Consider the following 16,029-nt stretch of genomic DNA (forward strand, 5'->3'; position numbering starts at 1 on the left):
CAATCGGGTCAGTTGAGCAACATGAGTCATAAAAACAGACCGTGGCGAGGCAAGCGCGGCCAGAACCGATGCCAGACATCCTGACCGGCCCGCTCCTCATCCCTATGCCAGGGCATCTCACCCTCATACAAGGTGTTTATTTATGTCGTTTCTTCTCACCCATCCCGCGCTGGCGCAGCTGTTCGAGCGGCTGCTGCCCGATTACCGGATCATGGCGCCCGCGGCCGAATATCGGGGCGGCCGCTTCTCCGACACCGACAACGTCACCTATCACAGCATCCGTCATCCGGCCGATCTGGTGTGGCAGGAGAAGTCCCACTTCTCCCCGAAAGAGGTGGTGCTCCCCATCACCCAGACCCTGTTCCACTTCGACAATCTGGAGCTGCGCGAATCAAAGGTGGAGGCCAAGCCCACCCTGCTGTTCTTGCGCAGCTGTGATATCCACGCTCTGCGCAGGCTGGATCAGGTCTACCTGAAAAATGGCCAGAACAGCGACGTCTACTACGCCCGGCTGCGCAGCAAGCTCAAGCTGGTGCTGCTGGAGTGCCGCGAGAGCTTCGAGAACTGCTTCTGCGTCTCCATGGGCAGCAACGAGACCCGGGACTACGCCGCCGCCATTCGTCTGAGCGATGAGGGTGCCCGCATCGAGGTGAAGGATCCCGAGCTGCTCGGCTACTTTGCCGAACTGGGTGAATCCGACGACTTCACCCCGGAATTTGTCCAGAGCAACCCGGTCAAGGTACGCACCCCGGACAGCGTCTGTGACGACCCCCAGCGGATCCGCCAGATCCTCACCGCCCATCCGGTCTGGGCCGAGTACGACAGCCGCTGCATCGGTTGCGGCCGCTGTACCACCTCCTGCCCGACCTGCAGCTGCTACAGCGTGCATGACCTCACCTATGCGGAGAACCCCCAGCAGGGCGAGCGCCGTCGCCAGTGGGCCAGTTGTATGGTGGATGGCTTTAGCGACATGGCCGGTGGCCACGGTTTTCGCGCCAAACATGGCGAGCGCCTGCGTTATCGCGCCCTGCACAAGGTCAACGACTACAAGGCCCGTCAGGGGGAGGAGCACATGTGCGTCGGCTGTGGCCGCTGCGACGATCGCTGCCCTCACTACATCTCCTTTAGCAACATCATCAACAAGATGACCGATGTGGTCGAACAGACCATCGCAGCCGACAACGCGCAGGGGGCGAACTGATATGTGCCAGTGCCAACAAACCGCAACAGCAGAACCGCAGCAGGACGTGGTCGAAAACCGCCTGCTGCCCAAGGCCTACACCATTCTAGCCATCGAGCGCCACACCGAGCTGGAGTGGAACTTTCGGGTCTCCCGCGACTTTGATGTCCACTACGGCCAGTTTGTGGAGATCTCCCTGCCCACCGTGGGCGAGGCGCCCATCTCGGTCTCCGACTATGGCGATGGCTATGTGGATCTGTTGATCCGCAAGGTCGGCAAGGTAACCGATGCGCTGTTTGCCCTCGATGTGGGCGACAAGGTGTGGATGCGCGGCGTCCACGGCAACGGCTATCCGCTGGAGACCTACCGCGACCAGCACCTCATCGTGGTGGCGGGCGGCACCGGCGTCGCGCCGGTCAAGGGTCTGCTGCGCCGCTTCAGCAAACATCCGGAAGAGGTGAAATCCCTCGACATGATCCTCGGCTTCAAGAACGAGCAGGCGGTGCTCTATCGCCACGAGATGCCGCTCTGGGCCGAGCGCCAGAACCTCATCGTCACCCTGGACGAGGGCAAGGAGAGCGAGCAGTTTCGCATCGGCCGGGTCACCGACTACATCGACCAGCTGGATCTCGCTGACAAGGAGGATATCCAGGTGATCGTGGTCGGCCCCCCCATCATGATCCGCTTCGTGGTGCTCGCCTTCCTCGAACGGGGCATCCCCAAGGATCGCATCTGGGTCGACTACGAACGCCGCATGGCCTGCGCCGTGGGCAAGTGTGGCCACTGCCGGATGGGCGACACCTATATCTGCGTGGATGGACCGGTCTTTCGTTTTGACCAGGCCCAGCATCTGATCGACTGAGGGAGAACACCATGAGTCTCGATATCGACATCATCAAGGCCCGCGCCAAGAACGAATACCGCCTCTCCAAGGTGCGCGGCGAAGCGATGATCAGCGTACGCATTCCCGGCGGGATCATGCCCGCCCACCTGCTGGCAGTGGCCCAGCAGATCGCCGAACAGTATGGCAACGGCCTGATCCACCTCACCACTCGCCAGAAGCTGGCGATGCCCGGCATCAAGTATCAGGACATGGACAAGGTCAACGCCGCCCTCGAACCCTTTATCAAGGAGATCGAGGTGGAGACCTGCGGCATCGAGGTAGAAGACACCCAAGCCGGTTACCAGACCATCGGCGGGCGCAACATCGTCGCCTGTCAGGGCAACACAATCTGCCAGAAGGGCAATATCGACTGCACCGGGCTGGCCCAGCGGATGGAGAAACACCTCTACCCCAACCCCTATCACCTCAAGATGGTGATCGCCGGCTGCCCCAACGACTGCGCCAAGGCCAACATGGCCGACTTCGGCATCCTCGGCATCGCCAAAATCCACTTCAATGCCGAGCGCTGTATCGGCTGCGGCGCCTGCGTCAAGGCATGCAGCCACCACGCGGTGGATTGCCTCGCCATCAAGCATGGCAAGGCGGTCAAGGAGGAGAGCAAGTGCATCGGCTGTGGCGAGTGCGTGCTGGCCTGCCCGACCCTGGCCTGGCAGCGGGATCCCAAGCAGCTCTACATGGTCAAGCTGGGGGGACGCACCAGCAAGAAGACTCCCCGTACCGGCAAGCTGTTCCTCAACTGGGTCACCGAAGAGGTGCTGCATGCGGTGATCAAGAACCTGTTCGAGTTCGAGGCCGAGATGCTGGATGGCAAACCCATCTACCTGCACATGGGTCACCTTATCGACCGGGCCGGTTATCACAAGTTCAAGGAGCGGGTGCTGCGCGGCGTCACCCTCAACCCGGAAGCCATGGTCGCTGACCGCATCTTCTGGGCCGAAGATCAGTACGTCGCCAACATGCACGTCAAAGCGGTGCAATAGGAAAAACCTCGTTTGGGGAAGCGTGATCAAGTGGCCGACACCGGTGGGGATCTGTCGTTGGCCCGGGCGTAGATCACCCTTCCCCTTTTTTATTCCCGTCGGGGGATCTTTCCCCCGACCATCCGGGGTGCGTCACGGCGCGCCCTGCTATCTCGCCCGGCGCGGCATTGCGAGCGGGCCAGCATCCGGAGCCTGTTATGGACTTTCTCCCTCTCTTCTGTCAGCTGCAAAACAAGCCGGTCCTGATCGTCGGCGGCGGTGAGGTGGCGGTGCGCAAGGCGCGCCTGCTGCTCGATGCCAAGGCGAAGATCACCATCAATGCCCCGCATCTGGAACCCCAGCTGATGAGCTGGGCCGAGCAGGGTCGCCTGACCGTCTGCGCCGCCGATTTTCATCCCGAACTGCTCGATGGCAAGTGGCTGGTGATCGCCGCCACCAACCAGCAAGAGGTCAACCAGCAGGTCTTTCATGAGGCGAACCTGCGCCAGATCTTCTGCAATGTGGTGGACTCCCCGGCCCACTGCAGCGCCATCATGCCCGCCATCATTGACCGCTCGCCGCTGATGGTGGCCATCTCCAGCGCAGGCGCGGCGCCGGTACTGAGCCGCCAGCTGCGGGAAAAACTCGAAGCGTTGCTACCGCAACACCTCGGCCAGCTCGCGGCGCTGGCGGGCAAGCTGCGCGAGCGGGTCAAGGCCATTCCTGACAAGCTGGCCCGCCGTCGCTTCTGGGAGCGGCTCTTTAGCCACGATCGCCTCGCCCGCCAACTGGCCCGCGGCCAGCAACAGGCAGCCGAGCAGAGCGTCGCCGAGCTGCTCGATGAGCCGCTGCAGAGCAAGGGAAGCGTAACCCTGGTGGGCGCCGGCCCCGGCGATGCGGGGCTGCTTACCCTAAGCGGTCTGCAGCAGTTGCAGCAGGCGGATGTGGTGGTCTATGACCGGCTGGTGTCGCAGGAGGTGTTGGCGCTTGTTCGCCGGGATGCCGAGCGGATCTTTGTTGGCAAGGAGGCGGGCCGCCACTGCGTGCCCCAGCAGGCGATCAACCAGCTGTTGCTGGAGCAGGCGCAGCTGGGCAAACAGGTGGTCCGGCTCAAGGGGGGCGATCCCTTTATCTTTGGCCGGGGCGGCGAGGAGCTGGAGACCCTGGCCGAGGCGGGCATCCTCTTCTCGGTGGTACCAGGCATCACCGCCGCATCTGGCTGCGCCGCCTACAGCGGCATTCCTCTCACCCACCGCGATCATGCCCAGCGGGTGCAGTTCATCACCGGCCACGACAAGGAGGGCAATATCGCCCAGGAGTGGTCGGCGCTGGCGGCCCCCCGCCAGACTCTGGTGTTCTACATGGGGCTGGCCCACGCCGCCCGCATTCAGGATGCGCTGCAAGCCCACGGTATGCCAGGTCACACCCCGGTGGCGCTGGTAGAGCAAGGCACCCAGCTCAGTCAGCGGGTGGTGCGCGGCGAGCTGCGGCAGTTGGCCGAACTGGCCCGTCAGGTGAAGAGCCCGAGTCTCATCATCATCGGCTCGGTGGTCACTCTGGCCGACAAGCTGGACTGGTATGGGGAAGCCAACGCCATCCACGGCATCTAACCCCGCACGGCTATCACCCAATAGAGACAACAAAACAGAGAGCGGCCATGCCGCTCTCTGTTTTTTGCATCAATGACCAAGCCGTGGCACGGCGTGTCTGTTACTCGAGCCGGATGGGGCCGGTATTCTGAACATCGCTGTCATTCCAGTCGCTCTCATCGCGAATACGCGGATCCCCCTGCAAGGTGTAGAGGATGGTGCCCTGACGAAACTGCAGCGCGCCATCGGCCCGCTTGGCCTTCACCTTGACTCCGTTGACCCACACCTGCTCCTTGCCATCCACCTGAATATTGGCCACCGTGGCACCTGTCTCGCGGTTTTTGGCGATCCACTTGCCCTGATAGGGCGAGTCCCCCTTGGCCATCGGCAGTGCGGCGGCCTTGCCCGCCGACCAGGCGTGCACGGTGCAAAAGCCGTGGGCCCGGCGATCATGCTTGATGACGTAATCCAGGGTGGGTTCGCTGGCGGGCAGATCGAAGGTGATCCCGATGACCACCTTGCCGCTCGTGGCCGAATAGGCGGCGGGCGCCAGCGTTTTCAGGGTCGCCTTCTTGCCATTGATAAAGACGTTGCCCCCTTGCGACTTGACCCGGATATCGGTGGGGCAAGTGGCGCTGAAGTTGGGCAGCCCCGCGAGGGCACTGCCGGCATAGGCGGTCATGGCCAACATGACAAGGGTCAGCAGAGCAGGTTTTTGATTCATAGTGATACGCCTTCAAGAGAAGAGAACATCGTCCGTGAGCGGTGTCGTTCCTGATGGCGGCACTCTAGCTTGACCCTCTCGGGCCACCCAGTTAAAAAAAATAAAACCGGTTAGCGGAATTATTAATAAATATAAATATTTAAAATCAATGAGTTGAGTGATAACCCTGCCAGCCGCCACGTATCAGACAGGCAATAAAAAAGCCGATAACCCGGTTATCGGCTCATTGCCCATGCAGAGGCGGGTGCCCGATCAGACCACCACGGCGGTGCCACTGATGCTGACCATCAGCATGCTGCCATTTTGCCCCACCACTTCGTAGTCGATATCGATGCCGACCACCGCATTGGCGCCAAGGGCGGCGGCACGCTCTTTCAGCTCATCGAAAGCGATCTCGCGGGCACGGGCCAGCTCTTTTTCATAGGCGCCGGAGCGGCCGCCGATGATGTCGCGGATCCCGGCGAAGAGATCCTTGAAAATGTTGGCGCCGAGAATGGCTTCGCCTACCACGATGCCGCGGTATTCACGAATGGCTTTGCCTTCCAGCGTGGGGGTCGTCGAGAGGATCATCTTGAACTCCTGTGAGTAGCAGAAGGGCTCAGACTACCCCAACAGCCCGAAAATCCCAACCGGGGGGTGACCTGTACGACGCCGTCCTTAAAAATCACGACGGCCAGATAAAAAACACCGCGCACGGAGCGCGGTGTTGCTATCGAAACATCATGGCCAACGGCCAGACCGTCACGGATTGTAAGAGACCACCGAGCCACTGAGGCCGGTCATCTGGGAGATCCGCCCCTGCATCCCTTGCAGTTTGGCCTTGGAGACATCCGGTCCGATAAAGACACGGTTGAGCTGACCCTGCACCGGTGTGCGCGGCGAAGTGTGGGCAGAGTAGCCCGCCGCCCGCAGCTTGCTCACCAGCGCGTTGACGCTGTCGACGTTCTTGAAGGCACCAAGCTGGAGGATCCAGCTACCCTGTGCCGGTGCCGCAGCAGGCGCGGGAGTGGTCGGCTGGGTCATCTTGCTTTCAATCAGATCGTCGAGGGACTTGATCTGACCCGCCTGCGGCTTGGCCGGTGCGGGCGCCTTGGCCACTTCAACCGGTTTGGCTGGCGTCGGCTTGGGTGCTGGCTTGGGCGGTTCGACCGGTTTTTTGGCCACCACTTCCGGCTTGGGCTGTGGCTTGGGTTGGGCATTCTGTTGCGGCTGGACCGGCGCCGGTGCGGCAGGGGTTGTCGCCGGCTGCGCACCGTTGCCCTGACCGGCGAGGGTCATGGGGTCAGCCACCTCTTCCACTTGCCACTGCTGTGCAGCAGAGGCCTGTTGCTGGCTGGCCAGATGATCGGCGGGCAAGCTGCTGGCTGCCGAGACCTGCAGCGCAGGCTTGGCAGGCTCCAGCTCGGGGCGCAGCGGGATCTTGGCAAAGGCCTCCTCCTTTTGTGCCAGCTTGTGACCATCCAGCAAGTCCGGCAGGAAAATAACAACCAGGGCCACCAGGATGACGGTGCCCACCAGACGGTTTTGAAACTTCGAGGCCAAGTTGAATCCTACCTTTACGTAACTCAATATGCGATTTGGCTCCCCGCCCGAGGGCCGGAGAGCCGGGGTGTGGCCTAGACGGCGACACCCGCCAGAATGTCGGCGACAGTGTAAAACGAACCAAACACAATGACCATATCGTCCGGACTCGATGCGGCCAACGCTGCCTGATAAGCGGCGCTGACATCATCAAACTCCCTGGCAGGCCCCTTTCCCTCCCCCAGCGCCGCAACCAGCTGCGCAGCGGTGGCGGCGCGCGGGCCGGTGAGGCTGGCCAGATACCACTCGCCGATCAGACCATCGAGTTCGGCAAGGGATCCCGCCATGTCCTTGTCTTTGAGCATGCCGACCACGGCGCGGCGTACACCCGAGCAGGGCATCTTGCGCAATTGCGCGGCCAGATAGGCCGCCGAATGGGGGTTGTGGGCTACATCGACGATCACCAGCGGCGCACTTTGCAACTGCTGCATCCGGCCAGCCAGCCGGGCATTGGCAAGCCCGTCACGAATGGCGGACTCCGGCAGCGGCAAGCCAAGGGATTCCAGCGCCGCCAGCACGGTCACCGCGTTCATCAGTGGCAACGCCGGTTTTGGCAGATCCCGCCACTGGTTCAGGCCGTGATAATCCCAACCGCTCTCGTGCTCATCGCCACGAAAATCGATACCGACCTGACGCAGGTTGGCGCCAAGACGTTGGGCTTCGCTCGCGATAGTCGCAGGCGGATTAGGCTCGCCACTGATGGCGGGTTTGCCGGCGCGATAGACCCCGGCCTTCTCCACCGCTACCGCTTCGCGGGTATCACCCAGCCAGTCGCAATGATCGAGGGCAATGGAGGTGATCATCGCCACATCGGACTCCACCACATTGGTGGCGTCGAGCCGACCACCCAGCCCCACTTCCAGCAGCAGCACATCGGGGGCGGCGCGGCAGAAGAGCCACAAGCCAGCCAGGGTGGCGAACTCGAAGAAGGTAAGGGCAATCTCGCCACGAGCAGCTTCCACCTCGGCAAAGGCGGCGCAGTGATCGCTGTCGGATAGCTCCTGCCCGTTGACCCGCACCCGCTCGGTAAAGCGCAGCAGATGGGGCGAGGAGTAGACGCCGACCTTGTAGCCTGCGGCCATCAGAATGCTGGCCGCCATGGCGCAGCTGGAGCCCTTGCCGTTGGTACCCGCCACCGTGATCACCTTGAACGGCAGCTGGGTGAGACCCATGCGCCGAGCAACGGCACCGACCCGATCCAGCCCCATGTCGATATTGACCGGATGGATCTGCTCCAAATAAGAAAGCCAGTCGACAAGCGACCGGCTTTGGGATTGTTGCATGTTTGAACTCATCTTCACTCTTCGATGACGTGAGTATTCAGCATTTTGGCGAGCAGGCTGGCCAGACGGTTACGCATTTCACGGCGATCGATGATGATATCGATGGCACCCTTTTCCAGCAGGAACTCGGAGCGCTGGAAGCCTTCCGGCAGTTTCTCGCGCACGGTCTGCTCGATAACGCGCGGGCCGGCAAAGCCGATCAGCGCCTTGGGCTCGCCCACGTTGATGTCACCCAGCATCGCCAGACTGGCAGAGACGCCACCCATGGTGGGGTCGGTCAGCACGGAGATATAGGGCAGGCCCGCCTTGGTGAGTCGGTCCAGCGCTGCACTGGTCTTGGCCATCTGCATCAGGGAGAAGAGGGCTTCCTGCATGCGAGCACCACCAGAGGCGGAGAAGCAGACCAGGCCACGGCCTTCCTTGATGCACTCCTCGACGGCACGCACGAAGCGGGCACCGACCACGGAGGCCATGGAGCCACCCATGAAGGAGAATTCGAACGAACAGGCGACAACCGGTACCCCTTTGAGGGTCCCTTTCATCACCACCAGCGCATCTTTCTCCGCCGTCTCTTTCTGAGCGGCAGACAAACGATCCTTGTAGCGCTTGGAATCCTTGAATTTCAGTACATCCTGCGGCTCCAGCTCGGCACCGATCTCGGTACGTCCCTGCTCATCGAGGAAGCTCTCGAGACGGGCGCGGGCGCTGATGCGCATATGATGATCACACTTGGGGCACACTTCGAGGTTGCGCTCCAACTCTGCCCGGTAGAGCACCTGTTCACAAGCACTGCACTTGGTCCACACCCCTTCCGGAATGTTGTGACGACGGGGCGCAGTGATCTTGCTCTTGGGAAGAATCTTCTCAAGCCAGCTCATGGAATTCCTTAATGCTTTTGTGCCTGACAAAACGCATCGAGCCTAGATTGTTCAATGACTTAATAGCTCGATGGCAACAAATGACGGGTCATTAAACCACAATTTTTCGGGCGCAGTTACTAAAAACTGGTCGTACCCGGTGCCGAGTCCGGCAGCCACAGCGGGCCGAGCGGCAACTGCGGCAGAGCAAACTCGGCCGGGTAATCCACGTCGACCAGATAGAGGCCACCGGCCTTGGCGGTCGGCCCGGCCAGATTGCGATCCTTGGCAGCCAGCACCTCGGCAATCCACTCCACCGGTTTGAGCCCCTGCCCCACCAGCAGCAGGGAGCCGGTGATGTTGCGCACCATATGGTGCAGGAAGGCGTTGGCCTTGATGTCGAGCACGATGTAGGGGCCGGAGCGGCTGACACACAGATGGGTCACATTGCGCCACGGGGTGTTGGATTGGCAGGCGACGGCACGGAAGGTGCTGAAGTCGTGCTCCCCCAGCAGGCTCTGGCCCGCCTGGTGCATCAACTCCGCATCGATGGTCTCGTGGTAGTGGCTGACGCCACTGCCGAGGATCGCCGGCCGGTAGTTGTGGTTGTAGATGACATAGCGGTAGCGACGGGCGGTGGCGCTGAAGCGAGCGTGGAAGCTCTCGTCCACCTCCTTGACCCAGCGCACGGCGATATCCGGCGGCAGGTTGGAATTGAGCCCCAGGGTCCAGGCCCCTTCGGCGCGGTTCGCCTCGGTATCGAAGTGGATCACCTGACCGGTCGCATGGACACCGGCATCGGTGCGCCCGGCACACTGGATGGAGACAGGGTGGTTGGCAATCCGGCTCAGCGCCGTCTCCAGTTCAGCCTGCACGCTGATCACTTCACGCTGACGCTGCCAGCCGAAATACCGGCTGCCGTCATATTCAATACCTAGGGCAATTCGCATGGATAAACTTGTCTTGTTGTGAAAACGCAGTGAAAGAAACGGGGCGGATTATACGCGCTCAGCCCGAAAAGTCCCACCACACGCGCAATTGGCCTGGATAGCGAGCCTGCGCGGCCATGATCCCCCATCGCAAATCGCCAAAAGAAGAGGGCAGCCTGCTGGCTGCCCCCGTTTTGCTGATCCCGTGATGGGAGATGCTTTAGCCCAACCGCTTGAGCAACTTCTCGGCTTCGGCACGCTGGTGATCGCTGCCCTGCTCCGCCGCCTCTTGCAGCAGCTCGCGGGCGCTATCCTTGTCATCAATCTCGAGGTAGGCACGGGCCAGATCCAGCTTGGCCCCCACACCGCCGTCGTCGGCATCCACGTCAAATCCGGTGGATTCCGGCAGCACCTCGGGGAAGCCATCGAGCCCCACATCCAGCGAGAAGCCCTGATACGGCTCCTGCTCCGGCGCGGTGGCATCCGCTTCGGCCAGCAGCTTGTCGATCTCGACGTAGCCACTCTCCTGTGCCTGCTCACGGGGCTGGAGATCTGCCGGATGTGATTCCACCTCGGCGAACGCATCTTCGAAATCGGAGAGCGCCAGCTCGTTGGGATCCCACTCCAGATCCAGCTCGGCTTCCTTCGCCTTGACAGGCTCAAGACCGAGCTCGGCCAGCATGGCATCAGCACTCTCGTCGGCGTCCTCTGCGGCACTGAGATCAATGGCGTTGTCATCTTTCCCTGTGGCGGGCTCGTCGAGGGCACTGTCGAAATCGCCGAGATCGAAGCTCGCCAGATCGTCATCAGCGGCGCCGACTTCGTCGATGGAGCTCAAATCGGGCTCGAGGTCGGCGGAGAGATCCGCATCCAGCTCGGCAAACAGGGCTGCCTGCAGCTCCTCTTCGCTCATGATCTCGTCAGCGGCCTTGGGCTTGGGGTTGAACTCGCTGGCCAGGTCCATGGCGGGCTCGTTGGCCAGCGCAATGGGCTCATCCAGCGAGAGATCGAGATCCGGCACCAGGTCCGGGTCACGACTGGCTGGCTGGGCCGCCATCCGCTCGGGCTCAAAGCCCTGCAGCTCCATCTCGCCGTCGTCGCTGAACACCAGATCGACATCCGGCTTGGCGGCTGGCTCGTCAGGCTCCATCGGCATAAAGCCATCCGGGGTGTTGAGATCCGGCACCGGGCGCACCGGCTCGTTGTCGGTCACATCGACGCTCAGCAGATCATCAAACTCGCTCTGCTCCTGATCCATCATCATGGCAGTGGATTCGGAGAGGCTCTTCTCCTGCTCTTCCAGTTCGCGGCGGGCACGGGCACGCAGCCACAGGGTCACCAGTGCCAATACCAGCAGCACCGGCAGCAGAATGATCATGGCGAGGTTGAGCGGTGAGGAGAGCAGATCCATCAACCAGTTTTTCTCAGGCTCAGGCTCGGCTGCCACCGGCGGGACCGGTTGCGCCTTGAGCTCGGCAATCTCTTTTTGCAGCGCCGTCTGATCCTGCAGCTGGGCCTTGAGGGTCTCCACCTCTTCAGTCAGGGATTGCAGACGCAGCTTGAGCCTGTGGTTCATCTCGGTCACCTGGCCGAGCTGGGCATTGGCATCTTCCAGTGCCAGCGCCATCTCGGTAGCCGGTTTGCCCACCGGTTTATCCAGATCGGAAGGCAGAGGCGCCGGGGTGGTGCCTTCTGCAGCGCTAGGAGCAGGTGCTACCGCCTCTTTCGGCGCAGGCTCGCTCACCTTGGCCACTTCTTTGGTTTCAGCCGCCGGTTGCGGTGCCACCACCGGGGCGGGAATGGGGGCGGCTTTCGCCACTGGCAGCGGCGCAGGCGCAGCCTTCACCGGCTCGGTCTTGGCAGCTTCAACCTTCGCGGGTTTGGCGGCAGCCGGCTTGGCGGTATGGGCCTGCTTGTCAGCCAGATATTTGGGGCTTAACCCCTTCCAGCTGGCGTTGTCGCTGCGGAACTTGGCGCGGGCCTGAGCATCGGTGATGACGCTCGCCTCGGCCGCGGTCGGCAACAGAATGCGGGATCCCACCAGAATGTGGTTGATATTGCCATCGGCAAAACTGCGGGGGTTTTTCTCGTAAATCGCCACCATGGTCTGGTAGACGCTGACCCGATTGGAGGGGCGATATTTGCTCGCCAGGCTCCAGAGGGTATCGGTCGGACGAACAGGGCCATAGCTACCGGCATTGGCAGTGACCTGACGCACCACCGGCTGGGCGGTTGCACGCACCGGTTGTGCGACGGGTCTGGCGACCGGCTGCGCCAGCGGCTGGGAATTGACGGCGGGAGGTGCGGGTTCGTCAGGGCCTTTTAGCTCGACAAAAAAAGGCTCCCGCGCCGAGTCTTCAGCCTGGACGGTGCCCAGCAGACCCAATGCGAGTAGCGTTGCCAATGTTATGCGGGAATGTCCCATATTCGTTCCTTCGTATGACGGCCCTATCACATTGAAAAATCTGGATAGTTACCCCAAAACAGTCGGTTCAATATAAATCAGGCTCGCCTGGCAAGCCAGCAGTCCGACACATTTAGCACCCAACTTGACCCTGAGTGTAGGAAAAAACTTAATCAGTTGATATCGCAACAGAATCTTGAAGTGACGGAGTGCGGCATGGGTCACACCCCGGTTTGATCACAGGCCGGATGCGCAGCACTCCCTGCTGCGCATCGGTGGCATCTGACCAGCCTTACAGATAGTCGCGAACCAGCAGCTCGGCAATCTGTACACTGTTGGTTGCCGCGCCCTTACGAACGTTATCGGCCACGATCCACATATTGATACCACTCGGGTGAGAAATATCCTGGCGCACCCGACCCACCAGCACCTCATCCTTGCCGGTTGCGTCACGCACCGGGGTCGGATAGTCCCCTTCGTCATCAAACAGAGTCACACCCGGCGCATTGCGCAGCAGGTCCTTGACCTGTTCGGCATCTAGCGGCTGGTGCAGTTCGACGTGTACCGCCTCGGCGTGGCCGTAGAAGACCGGCACCCGCACGCAGGTGGGGTTCACGGCAATGCTGGCATCGCCCAGGATCTTCTGGGTTTCCCATACCATCTTCATCTCTTCACGGGTGTAGCCGTTGTCAGTAAAGCTGTCGATCTGCGGGATCAGGTTAAAGGCGATCTGTTGCGGATAGAGGGTCGGTTCCACCGGACGGCCGTTGAGCAGATGAGCTGTCTGACCTGCCAGCTCGCTGACCCCCTCTTTGCCGGAGCCTGATACGGATTGATAGGTGACCACGTTGATGCGGGCAATGCCCACTTCGTCGTGCAGGGGCTTCAGGGCCACCAGCATCTGGATGGTGGAGCAGTTGGGATTGGCGATGATGTTGCGATTGCGAAAATCGGCCAGCGCATCCGGGTTCACTTCCGGGATCACCAGCGGGATATCTTCGTCGTAACGGAAGCAGGAGGTGTTGTCGATGACGATGCAGCCGTGTTCGGCAGCAATCGGCGCCCACTTGGCAGAGACCTCGGCACCGGCGGAGAAGAGTGCTATCTGCACCTGGCTCCAGTCAAACTCCTCCACATCGAGGATCTCGAGGTTCTTGCCGCCAAAGCGCACGGTATCACCGGCGCTGCGGCTGGAAGCCAGCGGATAGAGGGTCGCTACCGGAAATTCGCGCTCTTCCAGGATCTCGATCATCGCCTGACCCACGGCGCCGCTGGCACCCAATACCGCTACGTTAAACTGCTGGCTCATTCTGTTCTCCTCTGATAATGCTGCAATGGCGCCGGGTGCGCCATGGTCGGCAGGCGCTCGCACGGCAAGATGACGCTGCCTGATATGGCTGAGCCAGCGCAGCAGGATCTGCGCCAGCTCAGTAAAAAAATGGGGGGCGAGGTAGCCAGTACGGCTCACCCCTTCCGGTTATCTTCCAACTCCCAGGCCCCGATTCAGGGGCGTGACAGCGCAAATCCCAGCTCGCCCAGCGCCTGGTCGGCAAACGCACCCTCAACCTGCAGGGAGGATAGTTCACGGCGCTCGGGATAGTGTTTGCGCTGCTCGTCAAAGCTGCCGGGCAGGCCGAGTCGGGCCCGGAAACGGGCATCATCGCGACGCACATCATAGACCAGATGCACCAGCTGCTTGATCAACGCCTGATCCGGTGCGCGGCCCGGCACCACCGCCTGCACATCTGGGGCTGGCAGGAGCTTACTCAAATCCTGACGAGGCTGGCGTCCCAGCTGCTGGCAGAGCGCCTGATAGAGCATCCAGGTACCGCGTGCCTTCCCCTCCAAGCTGTAACCGGCGATATGGGGGGTGGCAATCTCGGTATGGGGCACCAGCGCAGCCAGTGGCTCGGGCTCGTTCTCCCACACATCCATCACCAGTCGCAATGGCGCATCGCTCAACTGGCGCGCCAGCAGGGCCCGGTTATCCCACACCTCGCCACGGGATGCGTTGATCAGGATCTGCCCGGCAGGACGTGCGGCAATCACTTGCTCATCGAGCAAGTGATAAGTTGCATCAGCGCCCTCACGGGTAATGGGCACATGGAAGCTGACGATATCGGCACCCAGAGCGGTCTGATAATCGACAAAGCCCGCATCAGGGGTATTACGCGCCTTGGGTGGATCGCAGCGCAGTACCCGCATGCCGAGCGCTTGGGCCTTGCCAGCCACACACTCGCCGGTATTGCCCGCGCCAATCACCGCCAGCGTCATGGCCGAGAGGTCGAGTTCATAGCGCTCCGCCAGCACCAGCAAAGCGGAAAGCACATAGTCCCCCACCGAATACTTGTTGCAACCGGGGGCGCTGAAGAAGGGAATATTGCGGCTTGCCAGCAGGGCCTTGTCCACATGGTCTGTGCCTATGGTGGCGGTGCCGACAAACCCGAGTTTGGGGCTGGTCGCCAGCAAATCGCCGTTGACGCGGGTGACCGAACGCACCAGCAGCACATCGGCATCGAGCAGATCGCGGGCCTGCATCTGCCGTCCGGGCAAGGGGATCACCTCGCCAAATTCGGCAAACAGCTCCACGGCATGGGGCATATTCTCATCAACGACTATCTTCATCGGGCTCTCTTTGGTCACAACCGCCACGGGGGCGCCATTCTAGCGCAAAGCCGCCCGAGATTTCAGCCTGTGATGCAATCCGGCGCGAAACGGGCCCACATTGCGCGGCAGCCGCTCCATCCGCCCGCTCAAACAGAGGATGTCGCCACAAATGTGTAAGCAGAGGTAACAAACGTGCTGCTCGGCTTTGTCCGGGCATGTCACGGTGGCACAATGCCCCTCTTTTTCGCGATCGCCCATACCCACCATGCCGCCACACGCTCCGCCGCTCCCAATGTCAACCGCTTCACTCACCCGCAGTCAGGTGCTTGGCTTCACTGCCCTGTTGATCCTGCCCCTGCTGATGCTCGCCACCCTGCCCTGGCAGCCTTTTCTGACCGGTTCACTGCAGTCAGGCTGGCTATGGTGGTTATACGCCCTTACCCGCATGGTCGATATTCCCGGGATCGGGGTCAGTGGCGCCCTCTTGCTGTTGCTGACCCGCTACAAACTCAAACTGGAGCTGGCTCCCTTTATTGCGCTGGGGTGTGCACTGGCGGCCCTACTTGCCAGCGACTGGGTGCTCAAGAGCCTGATCAAGCACCTGACCGAAGAGCCCAGACCCTATCTGCTCTGGCTGGAGAGTCAGGCGCTGATCCCGGCCATCAAGCACTTCTACGCCAGTAGCGTCGATCTACGCAGCGAACAGGTTCACGCCGCCAGCCAGCTGCTGGCCCTGCCAGAGTGGCTCGGCCACCACTGGCAGGCCGAGGTGAACTACGCCTTCCCTTCTGGCCACAGCATCGCCGCCATCAGCCTGGCCCAATTTTTTGGTCTGATCTGGCTGGCCCGCGCTCCCACGGGCGTCTGGCTGCTGCCACTGTGGGCACTGGGAATTGGTCTGTCGCGCATGGTAATGGGGATGCACTGGCCGGTGGATGTGCTGGCCAGCTCCCTGCTGGGGTCGCTCACGGCGCTGATTGCCGCCCGCTGGTGGCTGCACAGATATTGAATC

The 16,029-nt window shown here is 61.7% G+C and carries 14 protein-coding genes; 5 read left to right on the forward strand and 9 right to left on the reverse strand.

Annotated elements, in window-relative coordinates; all coding sequences use genetic code 11:
* The first annotated feature begins 142 nt into the window (after positions 1 to 142).
* From asrA to cysG, 4 genes are all read left to right on the forward strand, one after another.
* Positions 143 to 1,201 carry an anaerobic sulfite reductase subunit AsrA gene (asrA, locus tag ACTG2U_RS04630; RefSeq protein ID WP_040066436.1) on the forward strand — a complete coding sequence of 353 codons (1,059 nt, stop codon included), beginning with the start codon at positions 143 to 145 and terminating at the stop codon, positions 1,199 to 1,201.
* A 1-nt stretch (position 1,202) separates the two neighbouring features.
* The gene (asrB, locus tag ACTG2U_RS04635) at positions 1,203 to 2,042 is read left to right on the forward strand and encodes an anaerobic sulfite reductase subunit AsrB (protein WP_201976142.1); all 840 of its coding nucleotides are present in this window, start codon (positions 1,203 to 1,205) and stop codon (positions 2,040 to 2,042) included.
* A gap of 11 nt (positions 2,043 to 2,053) precedes the next feature.
* Positions 2,054 to 3,064, forward strand: coding sequence for a sulfite reductase subunit C (gene asrC / locus ACTG2U_RS04640; protein ID WP_058056676.1), 1,011 nt, complete (start codon positions 2,054 to 2,056; stop codon positions 3,062 to 3,064).
* 197 nt (positions 3,065 to 3,261) lie between these two features.
* The gene (cysG, locus tag ACTG2U_RS04645; RefSeq protein ID WP_439974122.1) at positions 3,262 to 4,653 is read left to right on the forward strand and encodes a siroheme synthase CysG; all 1,392 of its coding nucleotides are present in this window, start codon (positions 3,262 to 3,264) and stop codon (positions 4,651 to 4,653) included.
* 100 nt (positions 4,654 to 4,753) lie between these two features.
* On the opposite strand, the gene ACTG2U_RS04650 is transcribed toward cysG, so the two are convergent.
* The 9 genes from ACTG2U_RS04650 to ACTG2U_RS04690 all read right to left on the reverse strand — a co-directional run bounded on the left by ACTG2U_RS04650 (position 4,754) and on the right by ACTG2U_RS04690 (position 15,035).
* Positions 4,754 to 5,356 (reverse strand): hypothetical protein, encoded by a 603-nt coding sequence (locus ACTG2U_RS04650; protein WP_429150225.1) that lies wholly within the window; start codon positions 5,354 to 5,356, stop codon positions 4,754 to 4,756.
* A 252-nt stretch (positions 5,357 to 5,608) separates the two neighbouring features.
* Complete coding sequence (locus tag ACTG2U_RS04655) at positions 5,609 to 5,926, reverse strand: heavy metal-binding domain-containing protein (RefSeq protein ID WP_005352756.1); 318 nt, start codon at positions 5,924 to 5,926, stop codon at positions 5,609 to 5,611.
* Between the two features lie 171 nt (positions 5,927 to 6,097).
* On the reverse strand, positions 6,098 to 6,898 hold the full coding sequence (dedD, locus tag ACTG2U_RS04660; protein ID WP_005352757.1) for a cell division protein DedD: 801 nt from the start codon (positions 6,896 to 6,898) through the stop codon (positions 6,098 to 6,100).
* Between the two features lie 74 nt (positions 6,899 to 6,972).
* Entirely contained in the window at positions 6,973 to 8,232 is a 1,260-nt protein-coding gene (folC, locus tag ACTG2U_RS04665; protein ID WP_439974123.1) for a bifunctional tetrahydrofolate synthase/dihydrofolate synthase, read from the reverse strand.
* A gap of 2 nt (positions 8,233 to 8,234) precedes the next feature.
* Complete coding sequence (gene accD, locus ACTG2U_RS04670; RefSeq protein ID WP_005333765.1) at positions 8,235 to 9,098, reverse strand: acetyl-CoA carboxylase, carboxyltransferase subunit beta; 864 nt, start codon at positions 9,096 to 9,098, stop codon at positions 8,235 to 8,237.
* Between the two features lie 119 nt (positions 9,099 to 9,217).
* Positions 9,218 to 10,027, reverse strand: a complete 810-nt coding sequence (truA, locus tag ACTG2U_RS04675) for a tRNA pseudouridine(38-40) synthase TruA (RefSeq protein WP_139444261.1) — start codon at positions 10,025 to 10,027, stop codon at positions 9,218 to 9,220.
* 199 nt (positions 10,028 to 10,226) lie between these two features.
* Positions 10,227 to 12,431 carry a FimV/HubP family polar landmark protein gene (locus tag ACTG2U_RS04680; protein ID WP_374996263.1) on the reverse strand — a complete coding sequence of 735 codons (2,205 nt, stop codon included), beginning with the start codon at positions 12,429 to 12,431 and terminating at the stop codon, positions 10,227 to 10,229.
* Positions 12,432 to 12,702: 271 nt separating this feature from the next.
* Complete coding sequence (locus tag ACTG2U_RS04685; RefSeq protein ID WP_159158699.1) at positions 12,703 to 13,719, reverse strand: aspartate-semialdehyde dehydrogenase; 1,017 nt, start codon at positions 13,717 to 13,719, stop codon at positions 12,703 to 12,705.
* Between the two features lie 194 nt (positions 13,720 to 13,913).
* The gene (locus ACTG2U_RS04690; RefSeq protein ID WP_159158698.1) at positions 13,914 to 15,035 is read right to left on the reverse strand and encodes a 4-phosphoerythronate dehydrogenase; all 1,122 of its coding nucleotides are present in this window, start codon (positions 15,033 to 15,035) and stop codon (positions 13,914 to 13,916) included.
* 247 nt (positions 15,036 to 15,282) lie between these two features.
* Between ACTG2U_RS04690 and ACTG2U_RS04695 the strand changes: the two genes are divergently transcribed.
* On the forward strand, positions 15,283 to 16,026 hold the full coding sequence (locus ACTG2U_RS04695) for a phosphatase PAP2 family protein (RefSeq protein ID WP_439974124.1): 744 nt from the start codon (positions 15,283 to 15,285) through the stop codon (positions 16,024 to 16,026).
* Positions 16,027 to 16,029: the final 3 nt, after the last annotated feature.

The organism is Aeromonas sp. 95A, from assembly GCF_051919235.1.
GTDB lineage: Bacteria > Pseudomonadota > Gammaproteobacteria > Enterobacterales > Aeromonadaceae > Aeromonas > Aeromonas veronii.

What these genes read in the sequence shown, in the direction of transcription:
- asrB (WP_201976142.1), top strand. Translation starts at nt 1,203, where the DNA reads ATGTGCCAGTGCCAACAAACCGCAACAGCAGAACCGCAGCAGGACGTG.
- ACTG2U_RS04685 (WP_159158699.1), bottom strand. Translation starts at nt 13,719, where the DNA reads ATGAGCCAGCAGTTTAACGTAGCGGTATTGGGTGCCAGCGGCGCCGTG.
- ACTG2U_RS04680 (WP_374996263.1), bottom strand. Translation starts at nt 12,431, where the DNA reads ATGGGACATTCCCGCATAACATTGGCAACGCTACTCGCATTGGGTCTG.
- cysG (WP_439974122.1), top strand. Translation starts at nt 3,262, where the DNA reads ATGGACTTTCTCCCTCTCTTCTGTCAGCTGCAAAACAAGCCGGTCCTG.
- asrA (WP_040066436.1), top strand. Translation starts at nt 143, where the DNA reads ATGTCGTTTCTTCTCACCCATCCCGCGCTGGCGCAGCTGTTCGAGCGG.
- ACTG2U_RS04655 (WP_005352756.1), bottom strand. Translation starts at nt 5,926, where the DNA reads ATGATCCTCTCGACGACCCCCACGCTGGAAGGCAAAGCCATTCGTGAA.
- ACTG2U_RS04650 (WP_429150225.1), bottom strand. Translation starts at nt 5,356, where the DNA reads ATGAATCAAAAACCTGCTCTGCTGACCCTTGTCATGTTGGCCATGACC.
- accD (WP_005333765.1), bottom strand. Translation starts at nt 9,098, where the DNA reads ATGAGCTGGCTTGAGAAGATTCTTCCCAAGAGCAAGATCACTGCGCCC.
- ACTG2U_RS04695 (WP_439974124.1), top strand. Translation starts at nt 15,283, where the DNA reads ATGCCGCCACACGCTCCGCCGCTCCCAATGTCAACCGCTTCACTCACC.
- asrC (WP_058056676.1), top strand. Translation starts at nt 2,054, where the DNA reads ATGAGTCTCGATATCGACATCATCAAGGCCCGCGCCAAGAACGAATAC.
- ACTG2U_RS04690 (WP_159158698.1), bottom strand. Translation starts at nt 15,035, where the DNA reads ATGAAGATAGTCGTTGATGAGAATATGCCCCATGCCGTGGAGCTGTTT.
- truA (WP_139444261.1), bottom strand. Translation starts at nt 10,027, where the DNA reads ATGCGAATTGCCCTAGGTATTGAATATGACGGCAGCCGGTATTTCGGC.
- folC (WP_439974123.1), bottom strand. Translation starts at nt 8,232, where the DNA reads ATGAGTTCAAACATGCAACAATCCCAAAGCCGGTCGCTTGTCGACTGG.